Origin of the sequence: Paraburkholderia sp. CNPSo 3281, from assembly GCF_024206515.1 — a bacterium.
Taxonomy (GTDB): domain Bacteria; phylum Pseudomonadota; class Gammaproteobacteria; order Burkholderiales; family Burkholderiaceae; genus Paraburkholderia; species Paraburkholderia nodosa.
Genome location: NZ_JAMBPS010000064.1, coordinates 1 through 26,258, shown reverse-complemented (window position 1 = coordinate 26,258; position 26,258 = coordinate 1). Strand labels below are relative to the sequence as shown.

The following is a 26,258-nucleotide window of genomic DNA, read 5'->3' as shown; positions in this document are numbered from 1 at the left end:
CCGGATTGCCTGGCACCGCGACTGCGTTCTACGCACCGCTGGATACCTGGTTCGAAGCACGGTCATTCCCTTGCGAAGGCGGCATCACCGTGCTGGTGCGCGGTGTCATCGAGGCGCGCGCGATGTCGGCGCGTTTGTCGGAGCAAGCCGCGCATGATGCGTTCACCGGCCTCATTGACCGGCGAGAACTGCTTACCCCCTTCACCATCTTGTCGCTAGACGGCGGCGCAAGGTCGAGTAAATCGCTCAACAACGAACGGCGGCAGATGTCGGGCGACGCGGCGGCGCTATCGCCGTTGTCCTCTTGAACAACGGCCCACGCGCGGTCGAGCAACATCAGGAACTGTTTCGCTTTCCAGGCGTTTGGCAGAAATCACCCAAGCCGGCCATCAGCTGGTTCAAGAAGAGGTCGCGTCAGCGCCAGTTGCTCCGCAGTCACTGGCCTCTGATAGAGATATCCTTGGGCGAATGGCACTCCGGCTGCGCGCAACGCGACATGCTGGCTCTCCGTCTCAACACCTTCCGCAATGACCTGTAACCCGTAGTGCTTCGCGACATCCCGCCAGACACCTAGAAACAGGACCGGTATGGGGTTTTCGTGAAAGCCTGGACAAACCAGTCAACGTTTCCCTATTAACGCCGAAAAGGAATTATTGAAGACTTGATAATCTCGCTCTATAACACTTCATGATCAGAACAATAATGAGATCTCGCCGAAAGATACGATTATGCGCCCCGCATTTTTTCAGTTTCCTTTTGCTGGAGCCTTTGGTGCAAGGGAATTCAAAGCGTAATCATTGTTTGATTTCATACGGTATGGTGTCCGTCAGGGATCTGGAATTTTCAAGTCCGTGACTTGTGGGCGGATCGCGTGCGGCCACGATCTGCCCTTAACGGATCGGCAGCACCTTCGCGCTTCGATTTGCCCGCCGTCGCGGGCTCGCGCGGCGACCCGATCCTTGAAACTCAACGTGCGCTGCCGACGACAAGTCGTTCGTCACAGCCGCAACACGACAGCTTCAATCTACGTCTCATGTAGGTATCCGAATTAATCAGGGAGCCAACGGAATGATGGTGTGCGGATTCGATTGAACGTTCGGGAAAATCAGAATGCATCCCGATATTCACAAACATTATCTGCATGGTGGTGATTTTCATTCCGGGCCAAGTATCATTGGGAGGTACCTGATGAGAGCCTGTCCGTACCGCTCCAGACACCGGGCATGGATGTTCGCAGCATTCGCTGGCATGGCGAATATCGAAGGCGGCGTCGCGCTGGCGCAGGTCACCGCGGTGAACAATTACTGGTCCGGCGCAAATTCGTCCAGCTGGTTCGACCTGAGCAACTGGACCGACGCGAATGGCAATCATCTGGTGCCCGATTTCCACACCAACATTACCTACATCAACACGCTTGCGAACCATCCGACGGTTATCGACGCACTCGCTGCAACCTCACGGATCGTTCGTATTGGCGACGGCGCGGCGACCGGAAGCAATGGTTCCCTGACCGTGGAAAACGGCGGGACACTCACCACACTCGTCAATAGCGGTGGCGGTTATGTCGCTGTGGGCTATGGCATCCCCAATCCTGCCACGGCCTCACTGACGGTTACCGGACCCGCGTCCCGCGCGTCTGTGGCGACGTTTCTTTACGTCGGGCTCGGCGACGGCGATCGCGGAACAGTCAATATCGATAACGGTGGCCAGGCCACGATCGGGCAGTCGATCGACGTTGCCGGCGGCACCGGGAGCACGGGCAACGTCAACGTTTCCGGTCAAGGCTCGACGTTCAGAATCGGCGGCGATGCGTTCGTCGGCGATGCCGGTCACGGCGTCCTGAACATTTCCGACGGCGGACAGGTCGAGGCGGGCGGGAACGTCTATCTCGGCGCGGGGCCGCAGAGTGTCGGCACGCTGAACATCATGGACGCGGGCTCCATATTGACGGTGACGAATGCGCTCAACGTCGGGTATGCCTTTTTTGGTAGCGGCGCTCAGGGAACGCTGACCATTTCGAACGGGGCGAGCGTCACGGCGGGGTCCGTCGCAATTGCGCAGACGGTCGGTTCCACCGGCACGCTAAACATCGGCGCGCCTGCCGGCGCCACGGCGGTCGCGCCAGGCGCACTGAACAGCCGCAATGTCACATTCGGTAACGGCGACGGCAGGCTCGTGTTCAACCACACGGACAACAGCGGCAACTACCTGTTTCCTGCCGCCATCTCCGGCACGGGCACCGTCGATGTCCTGAGTGGCGAGACAGTCATGACCGGTGCCAGTACGTATGCTGGTTCAACGACCATCTCCGGCGGGACGCTGGCCGCGGGCGCGGTCGACGCGTTCAGCCAGAACTCGGACTATGCCGTGACGTCCGGCGGGACGATGAACCTGCGCGGCTTCGACCAGCGCGCGGCGACGCTGGTCAATGCAGGTCTCGTGCGCCTGGCGGGAGACCCGGGAACCACGCTCACCACGACACAGTACACCGGACAGAATGGGACGCTCGCACTCGATACCGTGCTTGGCGGCGACGGCTCACCGTCCGACAAGCTGGTCATTGATCGAGGCGCTGCGAGCGGCACCTCGAAGCTCGCGATCTCCAACGCCGGAGGCACCGGAGCGCTCACGCAAGCCGACGGCATACCGGTCGTCGTGGCAACCGACGGCGGCACCACGCAGGCAAACGCTTTTGAACTTGCAGGTGAGGCGCGCGGAGGGGCTTACGACTACCGCCTTCATCGAGGCGGCCTGGCTGGGGGCGCCCCGGACGACTGGTTCCTGCGCTCGACGTTCGTCGTTGGACCCGAGGAGCCGTCCGAGGGCGCCGTTGAGCCGCCGTGGGAGGAAGAAAATGTGCTGCCGGAGACCCCGCTGCCGCCCGCACTGCCCGACGGGGAATACCCCGTCATCGGCCCGGAGGTGGCGACGTATTCGGTAGTGCAACCGCTCGCGCGGCAACTGGGCGTCACGATGCTCGGCACGATGCACGAACGTATTGGCGACACACTCTCCGATGGGGCGGGCGGCACGAACGCCACCGGCGTCGCCCGGTCGGCGTGGGCGCGCGCGTTCGGCCAGCAGGTTGACAACCGCTACCAGACTTTTACCGATGCGCGCGCGAACGGCTCAGTGATTGGCGTGCAGGCTGGGCTCGATCTCTGGCGTGGCAGTCTGATCCCCGGCCATCACGATGCCGGCGGCGTCTATTTCGCCTACGGTAACGGCAATGTCGACGTAGATGGACTCGTCACCAATACCGATGCCACAGCATACGCCTTGAGTCACACCGGCAAGGTGAACCTGAACGCCTATTCCGGCGGCGCATACTGGACGCATTACGGGCCGGGCGGCTGGTATGTCGACGCGGTGCTGCAAGGCACATACTACGACGGCGACGCAACGACCCAGTATGCGCGTCTGCCTGTCTCCGGCTCCGGGATCGTCACGTCGCTCGAAGCGGGCTATCCGTTTCACCTTCCGCTCGGACCGAACTTCGTGCTGGAGCCCCAGCTACAGATCATCTGGCAGCACGTCGGACTTGACGATGCCGATGATGGACTGGGTCCGGTTGATCCTGGATCGACGTCGGGCGTAACGGGCAGGCTCGGGGTGCGCGGTCAGTGGACCATCGAGCGCGCCAACGGACAGGTGTGGCAGCCCTATCTGCGCGCCAATATCTGGCGCGACTGGGGCGCGCACGCGACGACAGTTTACGCTGGAGCCGACCAGGTCCCACTCGCACACCAAGTCACGCGCATGGACGTCGCGGCTGGCGTGAGCGCGAAGCTCGATACCCGCTGGAGCCTGTATGGACAGTTCGGCTACCAGTTCTCGATCAACTCATCGTCAACCGGCAGCCAGAAGGGTGTGTGGGGTGACGTCGGTTGTCGCTACGCATGGTGAGGAGTCGACCTGATTTGTCCTGGCATCGGAAGTCCACGATAGCGGTTCTCATCTCCACGACGGCAACAACGGTAGCATCACGATTCCCGGAACCCTTACGACGTCAGCGAAGTGTCCAATGAACGTCCCTGTTCTGGAAAGGACTGCGGGAACAGCACCAGTCCGCTCCGCAGCCCGGGCAGTGGTAGTACTGGAGACGTACGCTGCCGAGGTACGCCGGTTCGCCGACATCGCGCAGAGGGTGTGTCACATCGAAATCGGGGTGACTCAGCAGAAGACTGCAGGACGCGCAAAGATGTGACGGATTGCTAACCATTTCATTCCCTCTGCATTACAAGGACCTGTCCTGGAGTGCCGAAGAGCCGTCCTGCGCGGCACAGTGAGGTTTTCCAGTTTGCCGGGTTACACGAGCCGTTGCGAAGGCAGGCATTTCGAAAGGGGCGTCATCTTTCTGCCATTTGTGAACCGCTCAAAGTATAGGATGCGGTCCAGGATGGGCGCGCGTACTAAACCTATGGGTTCCGCACACCCAACGGCACATCGGATGAGAAGCTGCCGAATTGGTGGAATTGAGGAAGGCAGGCTCGACAAATCATAATCCCCCGAGGTGCCGGTCCGCGCCCAGGTGAAACGAGATCCCTTGAGGAGCCTGCGACTGTCGAGCACGCCAGTCTAGATGCGCCGTCAGCTTCGGCTCATGAAGAAGCGCCACGGGCGAATGCTTCCAAACGTCTGCCTCCTGCAGACGTTGCTGCCCACCTCAGCCCCCCCCCTTTCCCCCCCAAACCGGCACTCTGTTCGACGGGCCGCTGCAGCGTGAATCGTTGAGCGCGCGTCACAGCAAGTGGTGAATTCAGGGATCTCTCCTGAAGGACGTCTGACGGCAGCTGCTGTTGCCCAGGAATCCAGACGTGATCATCCCAAGGAATGTCGACCGGATGTTCGGACTGACCGTTCGCCGCAATGTCGCGGAACCGCAGTTGCGGCAGATGGGAACCATGTTTCGATATCGTCACGAGCAACCCTACAACATCTCCAGAAGCCCGCCCGCCTTTCCCTCCCGCTCGGTTTCGGCCTGTGTCGAGAGGCGTGCACGATGCAGCGCATCTGTATAGCGCGCCGAATTCGCTGTCCAGCATGCGAAGACGGTACGGCACGGACAGACCGTCGTATACGAGCAGAATCGAAGGCGATCAGGCGCGAGAGCGAATCGAGCATCACCTGCGACGGGCCGACCTCGAGAGCAGTCAGCATTGTCCGATTCAGCCGCGCACAGTCATGGTGCGCGGGAAATTACACGGCTATCCTGATCGACGGCAACGCTTACGCCGCAGGCCAGATTCCGCGCGTTCGCGACTGCGCCAGTCTCGTCCCCTCCCTGGTAGCGAGCGTTCGCACAACGCCAGTTGCCGAAATTTTTTGGAATCCATAACATCGGCAATGATCCAGGCACGAAGGTCCCCCGCAGGGTGACCTTCGTGCCTGGCGTCGTTATCCGACCACCCGCGCCTCAAGCCCGCTGCGTACCGCCAGATCGAAACGCTCAGGGCGAATATGGAACACCGTCGCCTCGCACGCGCGCCCGTCAGCAAGTCGCGAGGTCCGGCGCAGCACGAGCAGCGGCGCGCGCGGCAACACTTCGAGATACGCGGCGATATCGCTCGTCGCGGCAACCGCCGTAATGGTCATGTCCGCATCGACGATATGCCAACCCGGCAACCGTTCGAGCATTTCGTACGACGGGAGAGCTTGCGCCTCCTCGCGCGAAATGACACTTGCTTCGGGCAGCAGGCAGGTCTGCGCGAGCGCGACAGGCTTGTCATCGACGCGGTGCAGGCGTTCGAGATACACGCAATGCGTAACATCGGCTGTGAAGGTCTCGCGCAGGCCGGGCGGTACCGCGCACGCTTCCATGCGCAGCAGTTCCATACTTGCCCGCGCGCCCTGCGCCGCCAGCGAGTCGTAAAAACCGCGCAACACGTCGAGCCGATGCTGCAGGCGCCTGTGCTTCACGAACGTGCCCTTGCCCTGCTTGCGCTCCACGACGTGCGCCTCCACCAGACGGCCGAGCGCCAGCCGGACAGTCACCCGACTCACGTCAAAGCGCTCGCCCAGTTCGGCTTCCGACGGAAGCTTGCCCGACGGCTCATAGATGCCCTGCCCGATTTCCTGCTCAAGTGTCGTCGCGATCTGCTCATAGAGCGACGTCACATCTTCCCGCACCAGCATCATTGATGTCCCTCGTTGCGCTCGCGCCGCGCCTTGTGCGCGATTCGCGATATCGATATGAAAAGCAATTGGATGGCCCATCTTGTATTAATACGTATTATGCCACCCAGACCCACCGACGATAGCAGCACCGCCTCGAATAACGAACGCAGGAAAGCATGACAGTGACAGACAAGATCCTCGACGCGCCGCCGCTCGAGCGCCCACCACATGATGGAGAGGCCCTCCATACGCGCGAAACCGTGCCTGCTGGTGCTCATGGCCACGCTGGCCCGCGCAGCGGCGCCGCGCTCCTGCGTGCCCGCCTCGGCTTCGTGGCGGCGTGGTTCGCCTTCATCGCGCTCGCGTGGCTCATGCCGACGCCCGCCGGACTCGACGCGTCCGGCAAGGCCACGCTCGCCGTGGTCGCGTGGGTCGCGATCGTCTGGGTGACCGAGGCTATTCCCGTCGGTGTGAGCGGCATACTGATACCGATGCTGCTTGTGCTTTCACACGCAACTCCGGGTTTTCCGAAGGCCGCAAGCGGTTTTGCGGCGCCCGTCGTGTTCCTCTGCCTCGCAGCCTTCCTCTTTTCGGCGATCATGCAGGCAAGCGGCCTCGACCGCCGCATTGCGCTGGCGCTGCTTGAGCGCCTGAAGGTGCGCACCGCCAACGGCGTGATCTGGGCAATGTTCGCCGTCAACTTCGTGATGTCGATGGTCGTGCCGGCCGCGAATGCGCGCTCGGCCGCGCTGCTGCCCGTCGCCAACGGCATCGTCCAGCTGTTCGGCGATTCGCCGCGCGAGCGTGCCGCGAAAAAGGCTATCGTGATCCAGTCGCTTGTCTACGGGGCGATGATCAGCGGCATGTGCATTCTCACGGCGCATCTGCCGAACATGGTCGTGTCAGGCCTGCTCGAAAAGCAGCTCGGCATCCACATTTCATACTTCACGTGGTTCAAGCTCCAATGGCCGTATCTGGGCATGTTCGCGATCACGCAGTGCTGGGTCCAGTACTATTTCCGCTCGCGCGCCGTGCAGATTCCTGGCGGATGCGCCGCCATCGCGACAATGCGTCGCGCACTCCCGCCTGCCTCGCGCAATGACTGGCTGGTGCTGGTCCTGTTCGCGGGCGTGGCGGTCCTGTGGGCGACGGAGCCGCTGCATCACCTGTCGTCGGAAATCGTCGCGCTGATCGCGCTTGCCATCCTGTTCACGCCAGGCGTGCTGCGCTTCGGCTGGGCCGCAGTCGAGCAGCGCACGATCTGGGGCACGCTGTTTCTGCTCGCAGGCGCGCTCTCGTTGTCCTCTGCGATCAGTTCGTCGGGGCTCGCCCAATGGGCCGCCGATCACATCTATCTCGTCGCGCACGGGCATGGCTGGTGGCTCGCCATTGGCATCGTCATGGCCGGTACGCACATCATCCGTATCGGCATGCTGTCCAACGTCGCTGCTGTCACCATGATCGCGCCGATCGCGCTTGCGCTCGCTCCGCGCCTTGGCCTGCATCCGGTCGCGTTCACGATGCTGGTCAGCGACACCGACAGCTTTGCTTACCTGCTGCCCACACAGATCACGGCAGGCGTGATTGCCTACAGCAGCGGCGCATTCACCACCGCCGATTACGCCCGCGTCGGCGTGGTCTCGGTGCTGATTGCGATCCTGTACGGGCTATGCGTGATCGCACCGTGGTATGCGTTCATGGGCGTGCCCGTCTGGGACGCATCTGCAGCCTGGCCGTTTGCGCATTGAGATTCGCGCGCACTCGCATGCTCACGGGCGCGTGATCCCGAACCTTTACCCGCCTTATCGACACCCTCCCCAGATGAGCGAATCGAACGAAACCGGTCTGCACGCCCGCGCGCGTGCCCTGCGCGAGCGCCTTGGCGATCATGTCGCCCCTGCCGGCCTCTATGAAAAACTGAAACAGCGCCCCTTCGCCGGCAGCGTGCGTTGCAGCGTTTCCCGACTCGAAGCGGGCAGTTGGGCAGAAGTCGTGCTCGACTACGAAGTCGGCTCGTCGGGCATTGCCGATGGCGGGTGGCTGAAGGCCACGTTCAAGTTTTACTCGGACTGGGCGCTCTTCCAGACAAGCGACCCCACCGCGGCGAACTACATCAGCGCCGAGTATCATGCGGCGCCGCTCGTGCCGGGCCAGAGTCCCGCCACGGTGCAAGCGCTCAATGTGCGCTTCGACCAGAAAGGCCACGAGCGGCCGTACCAGAAAGCCGTGATCGTCGATGTCGTCGACGGGTATCTGAACGCAGGCGACCGCATTGTGATCCGTCTTGGTGATCGCCGACGTGGTCCCGGCACGCGCATCCAGACGTTTTCCGAAGACGATTTCCGCTTCCGCCTCTACGTCGATCCGCTGGGCACGTCGCGCTTCGTTGCAGTGCCTGGCGACATTGCCATCGACATCCATCCAGGCGATCCAACGGACGTGCTGCTCAACGGGCCGCGCTTCGTGCGTCCCGGCGAGGCCGCACCGTTTCGCCTTGCGTTGCAGGATCGCTGGGGAAACGCATGCCGCGAACTGAGCGCGAACGCGAATGCGCGGCCGGTAGTCGCCAATTTGATCGCCAACGTGATCGCCCGCGACGCAGAAGGCACAACGGTCTATCAGCGCGAGCATGCATTCCCGGCGCAGGGCTTCGCGACGCTCGCGCTCGACGATCTGCCAACGGAGCGCGGCACGCTGTACATCGTCGCAGACGTGCCCGCACGGCCGGAGATCCGCGCAGCCGTTGCCTGGCTCACGGTCGACGCCACACTGTCCTCCCCGCGCGCGTTCTATGCGGACCTTCACGTCCATGCGCACGACACTGTCGGCACCAACAGTCCTGCATACAACGCGCTGTACGCGCGCGATATTGGTGGGATCGATATCCTCGGCTATACGGCCAACGACTTCCAGATCACGGATGCGAACTGGCAACTGGGCATCGAGGCCGTCGATCAGTTTAACGAACCCGGCCGCTTCGTCGTCTATCCCGTGCAGGAGTGGTGTGGCAGTTCGACGGCTGGTGGCGACCACAACGTCGTATTTCTCGGAGACGAACGTCCCGGCTTTCCGTACAACGCGCGCGGCGAGCACAACCGCACACTCGTGTGGAACGAGGACATGAAAGGCAACGCGGTCGAACTCGGTCGCTGGCCCGTTGAGGAACTGTGGGATGCCTACGCCGACGACGCCGAACATCATCTCGTCATGCCGCACGTTGGCGGGCGGCGCTACATTCCGGACTGGCACCATCCGAAGCTCGAACGGCTCGTCGAAATCGCTTCGACGTGGGGTCACTTCGGCTGGCTCTACCAGGACGTCATCGCGCGGGGCTATCAACTCGGCGTGGCTGCGAGCGGCGACGAACACCGCGGACGTCCCGGTGGCGGCGCGCCGGGTGTGCAGGTCTTCGGCGTACATGGCGGACTCACGGGCGTGCTCGCCGATACGCTCGACCGGCGCACGGTCGGTCAGGCCTTACGCGCACGCCGCACGTGGGCGACAACAGGCGAGCATAGCGCGCTGCTCGTGCGCAGTGGCGATCACTGGCAAGGCGACGCGTTCAGGCAGCGCGGCCCGGCTACGCTCGATTACCGCCTGCTCGGACGCGCCGGCTGGGAATACGTCGCCGCCTACGATCACAGCGGCCTGATATGGGAGCGCAACCTGCATGAGGAACTCGGCTATGCAGAGCGTCTGATCCGCGTGCGCTGGGGCGGCGCGCGCATTCGCGACCGGTATCGCTGGGCGGCGTGGCGTGGTCGCATCCGCATTCTCAACGGCACGATTCACAACTTTGGCTCGCACGGCTTCGAACACGTCGAGGAATCCGCGTGGCGCACTGGCGCAACGGACATCGAATTCAGCAGCGACACGTACGGCGACGCGGACAGCATCGAGATTGACGTGAGCAATCTGGCCGCGGCGACCATCGTGATCGAAGGCGCCATCGACGGGTTCGTTAAGGTCGGCGATCCGCTCGCAGGCAATCCGTTCGCACATGCGCCAGCGTTTCGCTTCGAGGTCAGCGGCGCGGATCTGCTTGCGCGGGGCAGCGCAACACATGCGCTCGGCGGCACGGAATTATTCGTCGCAGTCGAGCGACTGACCGACAGGCCGTTGCCGGTCGATCTGGCGGGTAGTGTCGAGGTTGCCGCTCAGAACGCGTCGTTTGGTTTTCGTCCGGTGTACTTCTTCGGGCGGCAGCGCAACGACAGCAAGGTGTGGTCGTCGGCGCAGTTCATTACTTTTGAATAAGTTCGTCGCAGGCGCAGGTTAACTGAGCCTGCAGCGATCAGCCCAGTTTTAGTCCGCCATCTAATTATGAATCAGGAACCGGTCGCGGTTCCTGACGTCCTTGATCCAGTTTGGCGCGCGCCCTCTGCCGGACCAGGTGGCGCCGCTCGCCGGATCGCGGTATTTTGCCGGAGACGGACCAGCCGAACGTCTGGGTCTGCCGCGGCGACGCCCAAAGATGTCCCGTGGCGTATATCCGAAAACGGCCACCTTCACACGGATATCGGCGAGGACGGCCTCGAACTCCTCCTGACGGACTGCTGCCGCCTGACTCTCCAGCTCGGCGATCTGCGCTTTCAGTTCGCTGTACGTTGCCACGAATCGTCTCCCGCATATGGAAACCACTGGGTCATGATAGTGACTTTCGCATGCCGCTGATCCGAACCGGGACGATGGTCGCCGGGCATTGCGTCAGGCTGGTGTCTGCGGATTTTCCGGCAATAGAGATGGCTCGCGACCATAACGACAATGGCGAACGCTCGTGCGTTGTGAATCACGATGGAGAGGAACAAAGCCGGTGCGGCTACCGCTGCATGCGGATTCATGGAGAGCCAGATGCTTCACGCGCAGCATCAAGCAAACGTGGTGAACGCCATGGATGTTCGCGCAACAAGCCGGTATTCATCGCACCGCGGCGGCCAAGAAAGGAAGTCCGGGGTAGAAGGCCCCCCGCATCGGACGGTTAGTGGCAGACCCTGTGAACCGATACGGGCCCCGTCTGAATTCCGCGCGAATCCCGGCAGTTCGAGCTGCAGCGCCGGGTCTGCTAAAGAACAGTCTCTTGGGTCAATGGAGTTTGGACGCCTGGCGACGGCGGGCAGTCGCAAGGAGCGGATTTTCGTCGACTCCTGCGTCGCGCTTTGGCGCACTGCTATCCGCAACAATGACATGGACATCCTGCGCGAATGCATCCTCGAAACGACGACGTGCGAGTGCGACGCATTCAGACGCTGGCCCTTGACCCGCGCCCGCTGCGGCTTGTGCGACGGCTTTCGCGGCCAGACCCAATGCAGCGGCCGCATCATCCCACGTCAACCCGCTGGCCATCACTTCCTGAACAAGCTTGCCCGCGATAACGCCAATCCTTGCCTTCAGCTCATCATCCATTGCTTCTGCTCCTGCGAGGCTTCATGCCGCGCCTGTGCGGCATCGCTTGTTCAATCATTTTTGCATTTCAGGCGGGGGCGGCACGCCTGGCGGCGTCCTGATCACACCCGGCCGCAAGATCGCGCAACTGATCACCTGACAGCGACCACGAACATGCCAGTAAGGTAGTCATCCAGTTTTACTTTCTAGAACCGGATTGTGTCGAACGGGACATCGATTCCGTGGTGTTCAAGCACGGCTTCGCGAAAAACCTGCCATTCGCTTTCTCCGGCGCGCTCATGCGTGCAGTGCAGACATTGATCCGCACCGGCCAGCTGTTCGGTCACCGTCCGATGCACGTCGATCCCGAAGCGCTTGCTGAATCGCCCCACACACGAGCCGTCATGCGCGGTCACCCACACGGTATCGCCCAGCGAGGACACGTCAATGCAGTAAGGTTGAGTCACGCTTTTTTCCTGTTTATCCGGTGGCAGTCATGCACAAGTTCGCGTTGTCCTTGCTACCTCCATATGCGGCATCGCCAGTCCCAGCAACCGGCCAAACGCACGGCTTCGCCGGGTGTGTCACAACAGTCGGCCCGGAAGTCAGTTCCGGCCACCGCGATCGCGTGGGGAGGAACGTCATCGCCACACTCGTTCTCGCGTTAGCTCACAACATCCGCGCTGGACGAGAGGTACCGGCCATGTTGCCCCTGCATTCCGGGTACACCTTCGCAACATGCGCGCACTGGCGCTGCTGTCGGCTCTGGTGCAAATGGTGCTGGCGAATCGGTTAGAGTGTCGGGCTGAACGAATAGAGAACCGACGATGAGCAAGCCGAAGAGCCTGGAGGAACTATTCGCAGGCCGTCATTTTGACCGCGAGGTGATCATTCTGTGTGTTCGCTGGTACTTGCGTTACAAGCTCAGTCTGCGCGATCTTGTGGAGATAATGGCAGAACGGGGTGTCGCTGGCCCACACGACGATCCTGCGCTGGGTGCGACGTTATGCGCCGGAGTTCGTCAAACGCTGGAACCGCTTCGGCACACCCACGGGACAGTCGTGGCGTGTCGATGAAACGTACCTGAAGGTCCGCGGCAGGTGGGTCTATCTCTACCGGGCGGTGGATCGGGCCGGCCAGACAGTGGACTTCATGCTCCGTGCAAAGCGCGACGTGAAGGCGGCCAAAGCCTTTTTCAGCAAAGGAATCAAACATCAGGGCCAGCCGCCGAAGACCATCACGCTGGACGGCTATGCCGCCTCACACCGCGCGGTGCGTGAGATGAAAGAAGACGGCCTGCTGCCTGAAGACACAAAGGTTCGATGCTCGAAATATCTCAACAATCTGATTGAACAGGACCATCGCAACATCAAGTCCCGGACAAATGCCATGCTCGGTTTCAAACGTTTCAGGAGCGCAGCGATCACGTTGTCCGGCATCGAGTTGATGCAACGCATTCGCAAAGGCCAGTTCAACCTGGCGAAGCTCGGTCTCAAGAATTCCGATGCGCCCGCTGTCTGGAATGCGGTCCTGTCAATTCAATAAGATATCCTTACCGCTATAAAATAATCGACCATAACGCCTATTTGCACCAGAGCCCGCACGACTACATGCGCCATGGAACCACCACTTTGTTTGCCGCGCTGGACGTTGCCACCGGCGAAGTCATCGGTGAATTGCACCGTTGCCATCGCAGCAGTGAATTCCTGCAGTTCCTGCGCACGATAGAGGCCAACGTGCCCGCCGATCTGGAAGTTCATCTGGTGATGGATAACTACGGCACGCATAAGACGCCTTCTATCAAAAACTGGTTCGCTCGCCACCCGCGTTTCCACGTTCACTTCACCCCAACGTCGGCATCGTGGCTCAATCAGGTGGAACGCTGGTTTGCTACGCTCACCGAAAAATACATCCGACGTGGCACGCATCGATCGACGCGACAACTTGAGAAGCTATCCGGCATTACCTCGACGTCAATAACGCGGATCCCCGGCCGTTCGTCTGGAGCAAGTCAGCCGATGAAATTCTCGCGAGCCTCGAGCGGCTTTGCGCTCGGGTATAAGCAGTCTCGGGATGAACGCCATGGACATCAATACAGCTGCGATTGACGACGCCGTTCTCGCGCTCCTGCATTTGACCTTGCATGACCACAACCGCGCCTGGAAAGGCTTCGATTGGGATTCCCTCAATCGTCTTTATGAGCGCGGCCTCATCGGCGATCCCGTCAACAAAACGAAATCCGTGATACTCACTGACGACGGTTTACGAGAATCAGAACGTCTCTTCAAGCAGCTCTTCAGCACTGCTGGCAGCAAAATCGATTTATGAAACGAACTTCCAACTCGCGACACTAGCCGTCATTTTTATATTACATAGGAATACGTATTAAATACTCCACGAAATGATGGTCCGTTTCGCACGACTCAGCGGCCCAGAGACTGGGAAGGCACGTTGCCGTCGTCTTCCGGCGCCGTGGCGCCTCGCTGATTCACACTTTGATCGGCCAGCGAGACAAGCGTCCGGAGCAGCACATTTGCGCCCGCCGCGAGGTCATCTGGTGCGGTCCACTCATCTTCGTGATGACTTATTCCCAATCGGGAAGGCACAAAGATCATTCCTGTCGGCGCTACCTTTGACAATCGACAAGCGTCGTGCATCGCCCCGCTGGTCATTCGCATCGCCGGATAACCTACGCTTTGGGTTATAGCCGCAACCGTCTCAACGATGCAGGTATCAAATTCGATAGGAGGTACGACCATCGTCCTGCGCATAATCGTCTCTACGCCCTCTTCGACGCCGATGACGTGTGCCTTTGCAGCCAGCACGTTTTCGATTCGATCCAGCAGGCCTGCACTCTGGTGACGCAGGTCGATCGAGAAGGACGAGAACCCTGGGACAGTGTTCGGCGAACCCGGCCGCACAGAAACACGCCCGACGGTAAATCGGATTTCTGGGTCGATCGACAGCACTTCTTGACGCATACTCTGCGTGATTCGCGCGAGTGCCATGAAGCTATCCTGTCGGGCTGCCATCGGCGTGGTCCCCGCGTGCCGATCACTGCCTTGCAATTCAACTTCATACCACCGAACTCCCTGCACTCCCTCTACGACGCCGATAGTGCGTTCGTATTGCTCCAGAACCGGCCCTTGCTCTATATGCAGTTCGACATACGCGATCGGCTCGAGTGCACGACGCGAAAACGTTCCTGCGTAGCCAATTCGGGCCAGTTCATCGCCAAACCGTGCGCCATCCGGGGCGACGATGGCTCGGGCAAACGAAAGATCGAGGTCGCCCGCATACCCGCTCGAACCGGTCAGCCCAGGGGAGAATCGTGCGCCCTCCTCGTTCGTCCAGTTCACCACCGCGATTGCCCGCTCAGTGCAAATGTTGTGGTCATTGAGCGTACGAATCACCTCAAGTCCGGCAAGTACCCCGTAGATTCCATCCAGGCGGCCTCCATTGGGCTGTGTATCCAGATGACTGCCCGTCAGCACCACCGAACTATCGAGGCGACTGCCTGCCCGAATCGCGAAAATGTTTCCGAAGGCATCCACATGCACGCTGCAGCCCGCCTCGCGGCACCAGGTGACAAACTGGTCCCTACCGAGCTTGTCTTCATCCGTCAAGGAGATGCGGCAGCACCCACCGTTGTCCTTGGCGCCGATTCCCGCCATCGTGTCGATGGTTGCCTGGAGCCGCTCCAGATTGATTTTCGGAAGGGAATTCATGCGTAAATCGTCCGATTCAAGTCGTTACCTGATCTGGCACAATGGAAGCCCAGATGAGGCAACATCAGTTCGTCAGGAATTCAGGTCGAACCACGTCGTCTTAAGAGCCGTGTACTTGTCGAAGGCATGCAACGACAGATCTCGACCGATCCCCGACTGCTTGAACCCGCCGAAGGGCGTCATCACACTAACCTGATCGACTGCATTCACGGATACGGTGCCAGCGCGCAGAAGCGCCGCGACACGGTGGGCCCGCTTCAGATTGTCAGTCCATACAGATGCACCGAGCCCATAGATCGAATCGTTCGCAATACGGATAGCCTCTTCTTCCGTCTCGAATTCGATCAGACCGAGAACGGGGCCGAATACCTCCTCCTTGGCGAGAGTATCTGACGGCTTCACACCGTCAAAGATCGTCGGGAACAAGAAACAGCCATTGTTCGATTCCGTGCTGCGCTCCCCACCCGTCAACAGGCGGTTTTGACTTTTCCCGATGCCGATATAGCGCAAGACTCTTTGAGTCTGCTCTTCGTCGACCATCGCTCCCATCGTCGATGCCGGATCCAGAGGATCACCGGGACGGTAGTTATCAGCCGCCTCCAGCAGAGCGGCAACAAACTGCGCCTTGACGCTACGCTGAACCAGCACGCGCGAAGTTGCGGAACACACCTCTCCCTGATTGAAGAAGATTCCCTGCGCGGTCGCCCGGGCGGCCGCTTTCACGTCGGCGCAATCTTCAAAAACAAGCAGAGGACTCTTGCCGCCGCACTCGAGCCAGACCTGCTTCATGTTCGAGTTTCCAGAATAGCCCAGGAACAGCTTTCCAACTTCGGTCGAACCCGTGAAAGCAACGCAATCGATGTCTGGATGCAATCCGATTGCCCGGCCAGCGGTCTGACCAAACCCCGGCAGGACGTTGAACACGCCCGCAGGCACGCCAGCCTGGGCGGCCAGCTCGGCGAGCTTCAGCGCCGTCAGGGGTGACTGCTCCGCTGGCTTGAGAATGACGCTGTTCCCGGCAGCCAGCGCGGGTGCACATTTCCATGCCGCCATCTTTAGCGGAAAATTCCAGGGCACCACGGCGCCAACCACCCCAACCGCCTCGCGACGGATAGTGGCGAGTGTGCCGTCACCGGTCGGAGCGACCTCGTCATAGACCTTGTCAAGAGCCTCGGCGAACCACTGGAAAACTTCTGCCGATCCGGGTACATCGAGAGTCGCGGCATCGACGACCAGTTTGCCCATGTCAAGCGATTCCAGCACCGCGAGTTCATCGCGATACTCCAGAATCAGTTGACTCAAGCGCAGGAGAACCCGCTTGCGTTCTGTCGGCGCAACTCGGGACCATACTCCACGATTGAAGGCCTCGCGAGCGGCTTCGACGGCGCGGTCAACGTCGTGGGTATCGCACGAGGCAATCGAGGCCAGAACGGCTCCTGTTGCCGGATTAACCGAGTCGAACGTTTCGCCGGAAATCGCGTTGACGAACTTGCCGTCAATGAATGCCTGCGTCGGGAACTTGATGCGACCGGCGAGTGCTTTCCAGTCCTCGGCCGATTGAGAGAATTGGGGGCTCTGCATTTTGACAGGTGTCCGTTAGATATCTGCGTGGAACTTTCGCCAGCCATCGCGTGTGCAACGGCCGGCACACACGATTACGCAAGGATCCTGCGCATGTGATCGAGGAACACCTCGACTTCGTCGATGGTGTTGTATTGGGCAAAGCTCACTCGCACGACGCCACCCTTGTTGGTGAGGCCGAGACGCTCGACCGGCTCGAGCCCGTAACTGTGTCCAGGCCAAACGTTGACGTTCACCTCGGCGAGGCTCTGTGCGATCTTCGCGGGATCGGCGCCCGCCACGCTGAACGAAATCGTCGGAACGCGGCGGTCCAGACGGTCCTTGGCGGTGATGCCGTGAATGGTCAAGCCCCTAAAAACGCTCAACCCTTCGATCGCGCGCGCCACAAGTTCATCTTCGTAATGTTTGGTGAACGCCATACCCGCGACGATCTTGTCGCGACGCGACGACGCCGCCGTCGCGTCTCCAAACGTCTCTCCGATCCATTCGAAGTGTTCGATCGCGGCGAGTGCGCCAGCGATTGTTTCTCGCGACTTTGTGCCCGTTTCGAACTTGTCAGGAGCGGCATTGCTTGCCGGCCGCACCTTGTAAAACTCCAGTTGCTCAAGTAGCTCCTGGCGACCCCAGAGGATTCCGATGTGCGGTCCATAGAACTTGTAAGCCGAGCACACGAGGAAATCGCATCCGAGTTCCTGAACATCGATCACACCGTGGGGCGCGTACTGTACAGCATCAACGTATACGAGCGCACCAACCTCCTTGGCCCGACGGATAGGTGCCGCGATATCGTTGATCGTGCCGGTGATGTTGCTGGCGTAGTTGATCGCCAGCACCTTGGTGCGCGGCGTAATGATCTCGTCCAGATTCGAAAGGTCGTACTCGCACGTCTTCGGATCGAAGTCGATCCACCGAATGACCAGCCCGTGGTCCCTGGCGGAAAGCAGCCACGGAGAAATGTTGGCATCGTGATCCATCCGCGTCAGAACGATCTCATCGCCAGGCTGGAGCGTGCGCGTAATCGCTCGCGAGAATGCGAACGTGAGCGTTGTCATGTTCTGCCCGAAAACCACCTCGCGCGCGTCGCGAGCGTTGAAGAAGTCCTTGAAGGCCTCACGCGCGTTCGCGACCTTTCGCATCGCCTTCACCGAAGTCGGGAAGTACCCTCCGAGATTTGCGTTGCCATCGATCATGGCGTCCGCCATTTTGTCGATGACCCGCTGCGTCACCTGGGTCCCGGCCGCGCCGTCGAAAAAGATCGTTCCGAGGGTGTCTCGAGCAAAGATGGGAAACTGTTGGCGAATCTGACTGTGGTTCATATGGCTGATCTCACGGGAAAAATTGGCTCGAGGCGCGCTTCCACGCACGGCGCCGTTGGCTCACCTGGAGCAGTGAGTAAACGGGAAATTGTACTTCTTTTAAGGAAAGATACTTTCCTTAAGGGAAAAAAACATGAGTGTTTACCCGCTCCCGTGCACCGCATATGTCGGATACGTCGGAGTAATCCAAACCGGACCATGGCCTTGCGCGTACAAATGTCACCGGAGATGTGCCGAAAGAAATTCGGCCACGATCCACGCTTTCGCACTCCGATATGCGAAAAGGACCCCGACAGCGATGAAGACCACGGCTTCAGCCTTGGCGGCAAGCGCCAGTATCCGCACGCGCCAGTTTCGCAATTCATCAGAGGTTTCTTGCATAGTCAGCCCGTAGGAAATCGACTCGAAGTTTCTGCTATCCGTTTTTGGGATACTATGCGAAGGAAATATAAATTCCCACTAGGAAATTAACTTGCCTTAAACTGTGTCGCGCCCTGCAAGTAGTCTAGACTTTCCGTTTCTCTTGGGACAGAATCTTTCATATGGGGAATACGTCTGTCGCGGAGGAACGTTTTTGAGCGCCAAGGGACAGGTCTGCGATCCGCCCCCCTTACCTCCAACACAGAGTCGGAACGACTGACCGCGTGAGACGAACCCGAGATGAGAGCGAACTTCAGGAGAGCGCCATGAGTGACGAGATGCCGGTCAAGGTTGGCGTCCGGTTGAAACACACCCGCATGCTCATGGGCATGAGCCTGAAGGAAGTCGCCAGCAAAGCCGGCGTGACCGAAGGCTATCTGTCGAAAGTCGAAAATGACGTATCTCAGCCCTCGTTCGCGACCTTGCACCGAATCGTTCAGGTATTGGGAATCAACATAAGCGCCCTGTTTGCTTCGGCCGAGAAGGGGGACTCCAACGTCTACATTGTCCGGAAGGATCAGCGAGGTATCCTACCGACTGGCCACCGACGCACCGGCAACCGGGTGACGCTCGAAATGCTCGTTCCATCGGGGCCGGAATTTCTGCTTCAAGCCAGCATTCATGTCATTGCGCCTAAAGGCGGCAGCGACGAAAAGATCTCGCACAAGGGCCAGGAGTTTGGCTTCGTTCTTGAAGGCAGACTCAAGTTGCTCGTCGAGGATTCCACCCATGTGGTCGAGACCGGAGATTCGTTCTATTTCGATTCCGAACTCGGTCATCGTTACGTCAACGACACAGATGTGACAACGCGAGTTTTGTGGGTCAATACCCCACCGACCTTCTAATCTCACTGTGTCATAAAAAAATGTTTGCATCAAAGCGATACCTGGTAGTATTGAATAATACAGACTTCGGGCGACCGTGATGAGAGAAGACGTCGACGAATTTGACGCGTATCTGAATCATCTGGCGCAGGCGTTGGGGCACGCCGATCGCCATGCCGGCCTCAAGGGCTACTGTTCGGGCTTGGTAATGCCGTTGTCACGCAAGAGCGTCGAGCCGATGGCTGCGCATATTGATCCCCTTCACGCGAGTGCGAAACACCAGTCACTCCACCATTTTGTGGCCAAGGCAGAATGGTCTGACCGGGCGGTTCTGCAGCGGGTACGCGAATGGGTGATGCCCGCGTTCTGCCTGCACGCTGCCGACGAGGCTGGCTATTACTGGATTATTGACGACACGGGCTTCCCGAAGAAAGGCAAGCATTCGGTCGGCGTAGCGCGGCAATACTGTGGGCAACTGGGCAAACAGGATAACTGCCAGATCGCCGTGAGCCTGTCGATCGCGACACAACGCGGCAGCTTGCCGATTGCCTGGCAGCTGTATGTCCCCAAGGAATGGATTGACGACCGGGAACGAGCGCGTCGCGCCGGCATTCCTGATGACCTCAACTTCGAGACCAAGCCACAGATTGCGCTGGGCCAACTTCGCGAGGCTATAGCATCCGGCATTGCACCGGGCATTGTGCTTGCCGATGCCGGGTACGGCGACGAAACCGCTTTCCGGGAAAGCATAACTGAACTGGGTTTGTTGTATGCGGTAGGGATCCGGCCGGGCACCTCTGTGTGGGCGCCCGGTACGGCGCCGCTGCCGCCCAAACCCTGGAGTGGGCGCGGTCAGCCACCGAAATTGTTGCGCCGTGCGCCTGGCCATAAACCGCTCGTGGTGAAGGAACTGGCCATGCAATTACCCATGAACGCCTGGCAAACCGTAACCTGGCGGGAAGGCAGCAACGCAGCCCTTTCCTCACGCTTTGCCGCCGTGCGGGTTCGTCCCGCACATCACGACTATTGGCGAAGTACCGTTCGCGACGAAGAATGGCTGCTTATTGAATGGCCTGATGGCGATACGGAGCCGCTCAAATATTTTCTCACTACCGCCCCCGAGGAGGCGACCCTCGAGCAGCTTGTGTTCGTGACCAAAATGCGCTGGCGCATCGAGCGCGACTATCAGGACCTGAAGGCAGGAGTTCGGGCTCGGTCATTATGAAGGGCGAGGCTGGCGTGGCTTTCACCATCACGCCACACTGAGTATCGCTGCGTACGGGTTTGTGATGGCTCAGCGACTCGGAATGCAATCAGATGGACGTGGTAAAAAAAACTTCCTTGAACGCGCGCTGCCTGCCCTTCCCCCGGATTACATCCCCCGGGGCAGTCCAGCGCGCTCAACGCCACATTCCTGATTCCATTACTACGTTGCGCATCCTGCTTGGACAAAGGCTCATGCAACGATGGCACTCTTCCTGTACAACAATAGAGCGCGCAACTGATTTTGTGACACAGTAGTACTAACGCTTGACGAATTACATAGGGCCCCCCCCGTTACTGACTACTTGAGAGATCCAGAAAGGAACTGTTTGAGCCTATCGCTCTTTGGCGATGCAAACACTTCCTTCGGACAACCCTCTTCCTCGATCCTTCCTTTGTGGAAAAACACCACGCGATTCGCTACTTCTCGAGCGAATCCCATTTCGTGAGTCACCACGACCATCGTTCGCTTTTCATTCGCGAGTTCGCGCATCACGCGTAGTACCTCTCCGACCAGTTCCGGGTCCAATGCCGAGGTGGGTTCGTCAAACAAAAGGACTTCCGGCTCCATAGCAAGCGCCCTCGCGATCGCAACTCGTTGTTGCTGACCACCAGAGAGACGAGAAGGGTATGCATCGATCTTTTCTAGCATCCCTACCTTGCTCAGATAGTGGCGCGCTCTTGTTTCCGCTTGACTCCGTGGGACCTTCAACACGCGTCGCGGCCCCTCGACTACGTTCTGAAGCACGGTCATATGAGGCCAAAGATTAAACCCCTGAAACACCATACAAAGCTTCGCGCGCACGTGTTGCAGCTGCTTCCTGTCTCTTGCCTCCAGTTCCCCCTGCTTCCCAGCACGGAGACGTAGCTCCTCACCGCCGACAACGATGGTGCCCTGGTTCGGTCCCTCAAGAAGATTGATGCAGCGAAGAAACGTGCTCTTCCCGGATCCACTCGATCCAATCACGGCAATGACGTCCCCCTTTTCCGCGCGCAGGTCCACACCCTTCAGGACTTCGTTGGTACCGAAACGTTTGTGCAGATTCGTAACCTGCAATTGGGGGGCGACGTCATTGCCATTTACCCCAGTTCGATTGTCAAAGTGGGAGGTCGACCTTCCTTCCACTGCAAAACGTTCCTCTGCATTGGTACCTGACTCCGCGCGAAGGGACAACGACTCCGCAGGCTTAGAAGCTTGCTCGGGCCAGGCTTCCCTCGTCGATACATCGACCGCTAGACCGTCGGCGTTCACCGAGCGAACGTTGGTGCCATCTCTGATTTCGTTCTTTGCAAGGCCCGCATGAATATTGCTCAGCAGCGATTGATTCATGACTCTTCGTCTCCCTTGAGGTTATTTGATCAGATATGCGAGCCAGCGGCGTTCGGCGAACTTGAATCCTCTCATCAGGATCGCCGTCAGCACGAAGTAGATTGCAGCTGCGCAAAGATAAGGTTCAAGCATGATGTAGTGCTCCATGCTGATCCTCTGTGCGGCCCCAGTCAGATCTAGGAGAGTCACGGCGCTCGCAAGTGCAGTCGCATGAAGTAACAGCACAATTTCATTGTTGTACTGCGGTAGTGCTTTCCGGAGCATGAGCGGTATCTGGACGGACAGTGCGAGGCGCAAAGGTGACATGCCTATACTGACTCCGGCTTCGAGTTCCCCTCGTGGAATTTCGCGAAGTGCGCCTCCGAGAATCTCGCCTGTATAGGCTACTGTGTTGAGTGTGAAAACGAATAACGTGCAGAACAATGCGCTTGAGAAGAAGCGCCACATCCAGCTGTCCCTGATCATGTCAAACTGTGACAAGCCGTAATACACCATGAAAAGTTGTATAAGCGCAGGAAAACCACGGATCGTCATCGTGTAGGCTTTTGCGGGGATGCGAAAAACCGCGTGGTTGCTGTTCAAAGCGAATGCAAATGGAATCGATAAAAGAATGCTAAAAAACGCTGAACACGCCAATAGCAGTACCGTAGTGAAAAATCCCCGAACAAACAGATCACTATTCGCTATGATCACGTGCCAGCCGTTCATCGCATCCCCTTTGAGAGATGTTGGTGTAACAATCTCAGCGCGAACACTGACGTCCAAGTTCCTGCCAGATAGAGAATGCCGGCAGCTGCATAGAATGTGAAAGGAAGACTTGTAGATTCTGATGCGCCACGAGCGCTGAACATGAGGTCACGCAATCCAATGAGGGATGCCAACGCAGTTCCCTTGAGCAAGACCAGCCAGTTATTGGTAAGCCCCGGCAGTGCGATCCGGAACATCTGCGGAAGCAGAATTCGACGGGCAACGTTGAATCCATTCATGCCCATAGAAAGTCCAGATTCGTACTGACCCCTCGGAACACCCAAGTAGGCTGCGCGAAATGTCTGACTCATGTAGGCACCGGAGATCGCACCTAGTGTAACCACCGCAGACATGAACGGATCGAAGTCGAAACGTAGATCGACGTTTACCGTGGCGAGGAGTCGATTTAAAGCATCCGGAAGACTGTAGTACACGAGCAGGAGGAGAACAAGATCCGGTACGCCCCGATTGAGCAACGTGTACGCGTCCGCCAAACCCACAAGGAATCGCTTACCCGAAAGTCCACAAAAAGCCGCAGCCAGCCCCGCTGGAAGTCCGATTGTCAAAGCCAAAAAGGCAAGCGCTAGCGTCACGGAGGCGCCATGAACGAGAGAAGGGAAGTATGCGGCTAGCATATCGGTCACTTTTTGGGCAAGGCCGAGATGTCGTACGTGAAGTACTTGTCGTTAATTGCCTTGAATGATCCGTCCTGCTTCATTTTTGCCAGTGCGTCGTTAAGCTTCGCAAGCAACTCTGTATTCTGCTTCCCAACTGCGATTGCAACACCCTCACCCAATTCCGGCGCCTGACCACTTGCAAAGACCGGTCCGACGAATCCGTACCGTTGGGCATTTTCCGGTTTGTTTAGAAAGGTCTGCTGAATCTGAATCACGAGGTTGAAAACCAGATCAACCCGCCCGTTTGTGAGATCCAAAAATGGCGCGCTGCCGGAAGAGTACCGCTTGATCGTCGCTTCCTTTCCAAAATGCGCGGTAACGAACGCATCCTGAGGAGTGCCCAGCTGCACACCAATCACTTTGCCTTTCAGCCCGTCGGGAGTGATCTGAATGGTGTCGCCCTTTTTGCCTACGAATGCAAATCGCGGGTACATATACGGCGTCGTAAAACTGAATGCTTTCTTGCGCTCTTCCGTGATGTTGAGCGCTGAGATCAGAACGTCGTACTTCCCGCTAATTAACCCGGGAATCATCCCGTTCCACTCCGCGGCAATAAGGTTACAGGGCTCATCGATGCGCTTGCAGAGCGCATTCATAAGGTCAATATCAAATCCCTGTAATTTCCCGTCCGGAGCAATTGATTCAAACGGCGGCGAAGTGGCGTCGATGGCAACACGAATATCTTTACCGAACGCAGTCGAGCTGATCGCCACGAGCGTGGCGAATAGCGCGGCACAGAGCTTTTTCATGGTCGTCAACTTTTAGATTAGAAGGTCAAACGGTATGGCGTTCCGCAACGCCACGGAGGAAATGCAGAACCAGAATCGCCGCCGTGAGCGCTGTCGTGTTATTCAAGTCGAAAGGCGGAGAGATTTCGACGATATCGAACCCTGCCACCCTTGGACAACGCCCAAGGTCATACAATGCGATTGCGAGATCTCGTGCATCGAGCCCGTTGGGATTAGGAGAAGCAGTTCCTGGAGCCTGAGTCTGGTCGATCGCATCGATGTCTAGCGATACATAAACTGCATCCGTCTGATCGCATGCTCGATCCAGAGCTTCTTTCACATATCCGAGTAGTCCGTTGCGCCTCACCGCTGTGTTGGTGACGACCGTGACCCCTTCTTCGATTGCATAATCGTGATGTTCGGGGTTGTTGCAAAACTCGGCGATGCCGATCTGCGTCATATTCCAGCCCTTGATTGGCGAGCCTTCAAAGTTCAGCGCCTTACGGAACGGGACACCACTGGATTCGAAACCGAAGTGTGCTTCGCGAAGATCATGGTGTGCGTCAAAATGGACGATGCCGACCCGTTGACCACCTTTTGCAGTACATAATCCCTCTAAAATCGGCCAGCTAACCGAATGGTCGCCTCCAATGGTCACCGGAACGATGTTGCGCTCAAACAATGTCCGCATGACTGTGGTGACATTGCTGAAGCTTCCCTTCATGTCTGTCAAGACGGTCTTGATGTCGCCAATGTCGGCGGTTCGAAGGCGATCGCCGAAGCGCTTTCGGGATTCGCCCGAATACGTCGTAAAATAGCCAAGGGCCGCCCGAACCGCATCGGGCCCATGCCGCGAGCCGGTCCGCACAGAGGATGCCCCGTCGAAAGGCACCCCTACTAGACATGCATCGAGGTCAAGCGTTGCCCGGTATGCCAACGCTGCGTGCGCTCGCTGTTCTGCGGGATCGCCCTTAAGACGGTTCACGATGATTCCGGGAGGGTCCATTAGCTCGAAAAGGCCCCCAGCACCAGCTTTTTCCATTGTCTCGCTCGCTCCAGTGGGTCGAAGGCACGAAGCCTTCAGATCAGCGCTTCGCGGCGCACCGTGAAGCACAGTTTTCGCGCACAAAAAGCTATTGTCAAGTCACTTTCTTAACAAGATCGATGCTTTCCATGAGCGCTCACGCAAGCAATGTTGTATGTAAGCGATCCATTATCGACGTCTACCCAACAGTACTCTGAGCGGGGAGCATAGGTGTCCACCTACTATTGAAGGTGGACACCTATGGCCGACAAAGACTCGGAGTTAAAAGTAGTTCGCAAGAGTGCCGACGGTCGTCGGCGCTACAACGAGAAGAGCAAGCGGGTACTGATCGAGGCGGCGTTGCAGCCGGGCGTATCGGTGGCTCGGTTGGCGCAGGAGCACGGAGTCAATGCCAACCTGTTGCGCAAGTGGATCACGAAGTTCTTGATGGAGCGCGAGCAAGGCATCTTGCCAATACAGCACGCCAGTGATGACGCCGCCTCGCCGGATGAGGTTGATGGCGTGGCCATCGACCAGCCGGATTCGCGTGAGCTCGTCGCTACCACTGCTGCACTTCCCGCGTTCGTGCCGGTCGTTTCGATACCGACTGCGCCGGTGCCGACACCGCCGCATTCGTCCATGGCGCTCGCGCTGCATGTGCGACTGGCCAACGGTGTCGAGCTCGAGATGGGCAAAGCCATCGCGACCATCGACGAACTGACCTCGCTGGTCCAGATTCTGGGGAGGATGCCGTGTTCCGGTTCGACGAAAACCTGAAAGTGTACCTGCACCGCGATCCTGTCGATTTCCGCTACGGCATGAACAGCCTCTCGATTCTCGTCGAGCAGGCCATGCATCTGAACCCGATGGACGTAAGCACCCGGTGAAGTCATCTTGATTGCGTAAGGCTCGAAGGCGAGGATCGTGTCCATCTAAATTTTTAATGGACAGATGTACATGATGGACGAGATCGAGGTGACGCAGGAGGTCGTGCAACCGACACGACGTCGGCGGCATAGCAAGGAGTTCAAGGCGCAAGTCATCCGGGCGGCGATGCAGCCCAACGTATCGATCGCGGCGGTAGCACTGCACTATCGCTTGAATGCCAACATGCTCCGAAG

The 26,258-nt window shown here is 58.9% G+C and carries 22 protein-coding genes and 2 pseudogenes; 11 read left to right on the top strand and 13 right to left on the bottom strand.

The window, feature by feature from the left end; all coding sequences use genetic code 11:
• The first annotated feature begins 5 nt into the window (after positions 1–5).
• A complete protein-coding gene (locus M3I56_RS35150; protein ID WP_254357912.1) occupies positions 6–308 on the top strand; it encodes a hypothetical protein in 303 nt (100 codons plus the stop codon).
• Positions 309–373: 65 nt separating this feature from the next.
• Here M3I56_RS35150 and M3I56_RS35145 read toward each other — a convergent pair whose 3' ends face one another.
• A complete protein-coding gene (locus M3I56_RS35145) occupies positions 374–619 on the bottom strand; it encodes an EAL domain-containing protein (RefSeq protein WP_375541846.1) in 246 nt (81 codons plus the stop codon).
• Positions 620–1,248: 629 nt separating this feature from the next.
• On the opposite strand from M3I56_RS35145, the gene M3I56_RS35140 reads away from it, so the two are divergent.
• The gene (locus M3I56_RS35140; protein ID WP_254357911.1) at positions 1,249–3,906 is read left to right on the top strand and encodes an autotransporter outer membrane beta-barrel domain-containing protein; all 2,658 of its coding nucleotides are present in this window, start codon (positions 1,249–1,251) and stop codon (positions 3,904–3,906) included.
• Positions 3,907–5,397: 1,491 nt separating this feature from the next.
• Here M3I56_RS35140 and M3I56_RS35135 read toward each other — a convergent pair.
• Positions 5,398–6,138: a GntR family transcriptional regulator gene (locus M3I56_RS35135; RefSeq protein ID WP_254316980.1), complete on the bottom strand. Its 741-nt coding sequence runs from the start codon at positions 6,136–6,138 to the stop codon at positions 5,398–5,400.
• A gap of 155 nt (positions 6,139–6,293) precedes the next feature.
• On the opposite strand from M3I56_RS35135, the gene M3I56_RS35130 reads away from it, so the two are divergent.
• Together M3I56_RS35130 and M3I56_RS35125 are read left to right on the top strand one after the other, a co-directional pair.
• Positions 6,294–7,865 carry a DASS family sodium-coupled anion symporter gene (locus M3I56_RS35130; protein ID WP_254357910.1) on the top strand — a complete coding sequence of 524 codons (1,572 nt, stop codon included), beginning with the start codon at positions 6,294–6,296 and terminating at the stop codon, positions 7,863–7,865.
• A 73-nt stretch (positions 7,866–7,938) separates the two neighbouring features.
• Positions 7,939–10,374: a hypothetical protein gene (locus M3I56_RS35125; protein ID WP_254346198.1), complete on the top strand. Its 2,436-nt coding sequence runs from the start codon at positions 7,939–7,941 to the stop codon at positions 10,372–10,374.
• Positions 10,375–10,434: 60 nt separating this feature from the next.
• On the opposite strand, the gene M3I56_RS35120 is transcribed toward M3I56_RS35125, so the two are convergent.
• The 3 genes from M3I56_RS35120 to M3I56_RS35110 all read right to left on the bottom strand — a co-directional run bounded on the left by M3I56_RS35120 (position 10,435) and on the right by M3I56_RS35110 (position 11,966).
• Positions 10,435–10,731 (bottom strand): H-NS histone family protein, encoded by a 297-nt coding sequence (locus M3I56_RS35120; RefSeq protein ID WP_254346200.1) that lies wholly within the window; start codon positions 10,729–10,731, stop codon positions 10,435–10,437.
• A gap of 468 nt (positions 10,732–11,199) precedes the next feature.
• Positions 11,200–11,520 carry a hypothetical protein gene (locus M3I56_RS35115; RefSeq protein ID WP_254357909.1) on the bottom strand — a complete coding sequence of 107 codons (321 nt, stop codon included), beginning with the start codon at positions 11,518–11,520 and terminating at the stop codon, positions 11,200–11,202.
• Between the two features lie 185 nt (positions 11,521–11,705).
• A complete protein-coding gene (locus tag M3I56_RS35110; protein ID WP_254346248.1) occupies positions 11,706–11,966 on the bottom strand; it encodes a hypothetical protein in 261 nt (86 codons plus the stop codon).
• 360 nt (positions 11,967–12,326) lie between these two features.
• On the opposite strand from M3I56_RS35110, the gene M3I56_RS35105 reads away from it, so the two are divergent.
• The 3 genes and pseudogenes from M3I56_RS35105 (at position 12,327) to M3I56_RS35095 (ending at position 13,827) form a co-directional block, all read left to right on the top strand.
• Positions 12,327–13,044, top strand: a protein-coding gene (locus M3I56_RS35105; protein WP_254346250.1) for an IS6 family transposase whose coding sequence is annotated in 2 segments (ribosomal slippage) — positions 12,327–12,466 and positions 12,465–13,044 — 720 coding nt in all. Because the reading frame shifts where the segments join, the coding sequence is not laid out codon by codon here.
• A 56-nt stretch (positions 13,045–13,100) separates the two neighbouring features.
• A pseudogene (locus M3I56_RS35100) lies at positions 13,101–13,561 on the top strand (IS630 family transposase); the annotation flags it as partial.
• A gap of 20 nt (positions 13,562–13,581) precedes the next feature.
• On the top strand, positions 13,582–13,827 hold the full coding sequence (locus M3I56_RS35095; protein WP_254346256.1) for a DUF6429 family protein: 246 nt from the start codon (positions 13,582–13,584) through the stop codon (positions 13,825–13,827).
• Positions 13,828–13,922: 95 nt separating this feature from the next.
• Here M3I56_RS35095 and M3I56_RS35090 read toward each other — a convergent pair whose 3' ends face one another.
• The 3 genes from M3I56_RS35090 to M3I56_RS35080 form a co-directional block, all read right to left on the bottom strand.
• Entirely contained in the window at positions 13,923–15,227 is a 1,305-nt protein-coding gene (locus M3I56_RS35090) for a M20 family metallo-hydrolase (RefSeq protein WP_254346251.1), read from the bottom strand.
• Positions 15,228–15,299: 72 nt separating this feature from the next.
• The gene (locus M3I56_RS35085; protein WP_254346252.1) at positions 15,300–16,808 is read right to left on the bottom strand and encodes an aldehyde dehydrogenase; all 1,509 of its coding nucleotides are present in this window, start codon (positions 16,806–16,808) and stop codon (positions 15,300–15,302) included.
• A 74-nt stretch (positions 16,809–16,882) separates the two neighbouring features.
• A complete protein-coding gene (locus M3I56_RS35080; protein WP_254357908.1) occupies positions 16,883–18,124 on the bottom strand; it encodes a cysteine desulfurase-like protein in 1,242 nt (413 codons plus the stop codon).
• Positions 18,125–18,810: 686 nt separating this feature from the next.
• Between M3I56_RS35080 and M3I56_RS35075 the strand changes: the two genes are divergently transcribed.
• Together M3I56_RS35075 and M3I56_RS35070 are read left to right on the top strand one after the other, a co-directional pair.
• Complete coding sequence (locus tag M3I56_RS35075) at positions 18,811–19,389, top strand: cupin domain-containing protein (RefSeq protein ID WP_254346254.1); 579 nt, start codon at positions 18,811–18,813, stop codon at positions 19,387–19,389.
• A gap of 79 nt (positions 19,390–19,468) precedes the next feature.
• Positions 19,469–20,786 (top strand): annotated as a pseudogene (locus tag M3I56_RS35070) (IS701 family transposase).
• A gap of 146 nt (positions 20,787–20,932) precedes the next feature.
• On the opposite strand, the gene M3I56_RS35065 reads toward M3I56_RS35070, so the two are convergent.
• The 5 genes from M3I56_RS35065 to M3I56_RS35045 all read right to left on the bottom strand — a co-directional run bounded on the left by M3I56_RS35065 (position 20,933) and on the right by M3I56_RS35045 (position 25,155).
• Positions 20,933–21,688, bottom strand: coding sequence for an ABC transporter ATP-binding protein (locus tag M3I56_RS35065; RefSeq protein ID WP_254344581.1), 756 nt, complete (start codon positions 21,686–21,688; stop codon positions 20,933–20,935).
• Positions 21,689–21,982: 294 nt separating this feature from the next.
• The gene (locus M3I56_RS35060) at positions 21,983–22,669 is read right to left on the bottom strand and encodes an ABC transporter permease (protein WP_254344528.1); all 687 of its coding nucleotides are present in this window, start codon (positions 22,667–22,669) and stop codon (positions 21,983–21,985) included.
• The gene (locus M3I56_RS35055) at positions 22,666–23,343 is read right to left on the bottom strand and encodes an ABC transporter permease (RefSeq protein ID WP_302057131.1); all 678 of its coding nucleotides are present in this window, start codon (positions 23,341–23,343) and stop codon (positions 22,666–22,668) included. The genes M3I56_RS35060 and M3I56_RS35055 overlap by 4 nt, the downstream gene beginning before the upstream one ends.
• Positions 23,344–23,348: 5 nt before the next feature.
• Entirely contained in the window at positions 23,349–24,134 is a 786-nt protein-coding gene (locus tag M3I56_RS35050) for a transporter substrate-binding domain-containing protein (protein ID WP_254357907.1), read from the bottom strand.
• Between the two features lie 25 nt (positions 24,135–24,159).
• Positions 24,160–25,155, bottom strand: coding sequence for an agmatinase family protein (locus M3I56_RS35045; protein ID WP_254344547.1), 996 nt, complete (start codon positions 25,153–25,155; stop codon positions 24,160–24,162).
• Between the two features lie 243 nt (positions 25,156–25,398).
• Here M3I56_RS35045 and M3I56_RS35040 point away from each other — a divergent pair, with 243 nt between their 5' ends.
• Together M3I56_RS35040 and tnpB are read left to right on the top strand one after the other, a co-directional pair.
• Positions 25,399–25,914 (top strand): transposase, encoded by a 516-nt coding sequence (locus tag M3I56_RS35040; protein WP_254344549.1) that lies wholly within the window; start codon positions 25,399–25,401, stop codon positions 25,912–25,914.
• Entirely contained in the window at positions 25,890–26,024 is a 135-nt protein-coding gene (tnpB, locus tag M3I56_RS35035; RefSeq protein WP_254344550.1) for an IS66 family insertion sequence element accessory protein TnpB, read from the top strand. The genes M3I56_RS35040 and tnpB overlap by 25 nt, the downstream gene beginning before the upstream one ends.
• Positions 26,025–26,258: the final 234 nt, after the last annotated feature.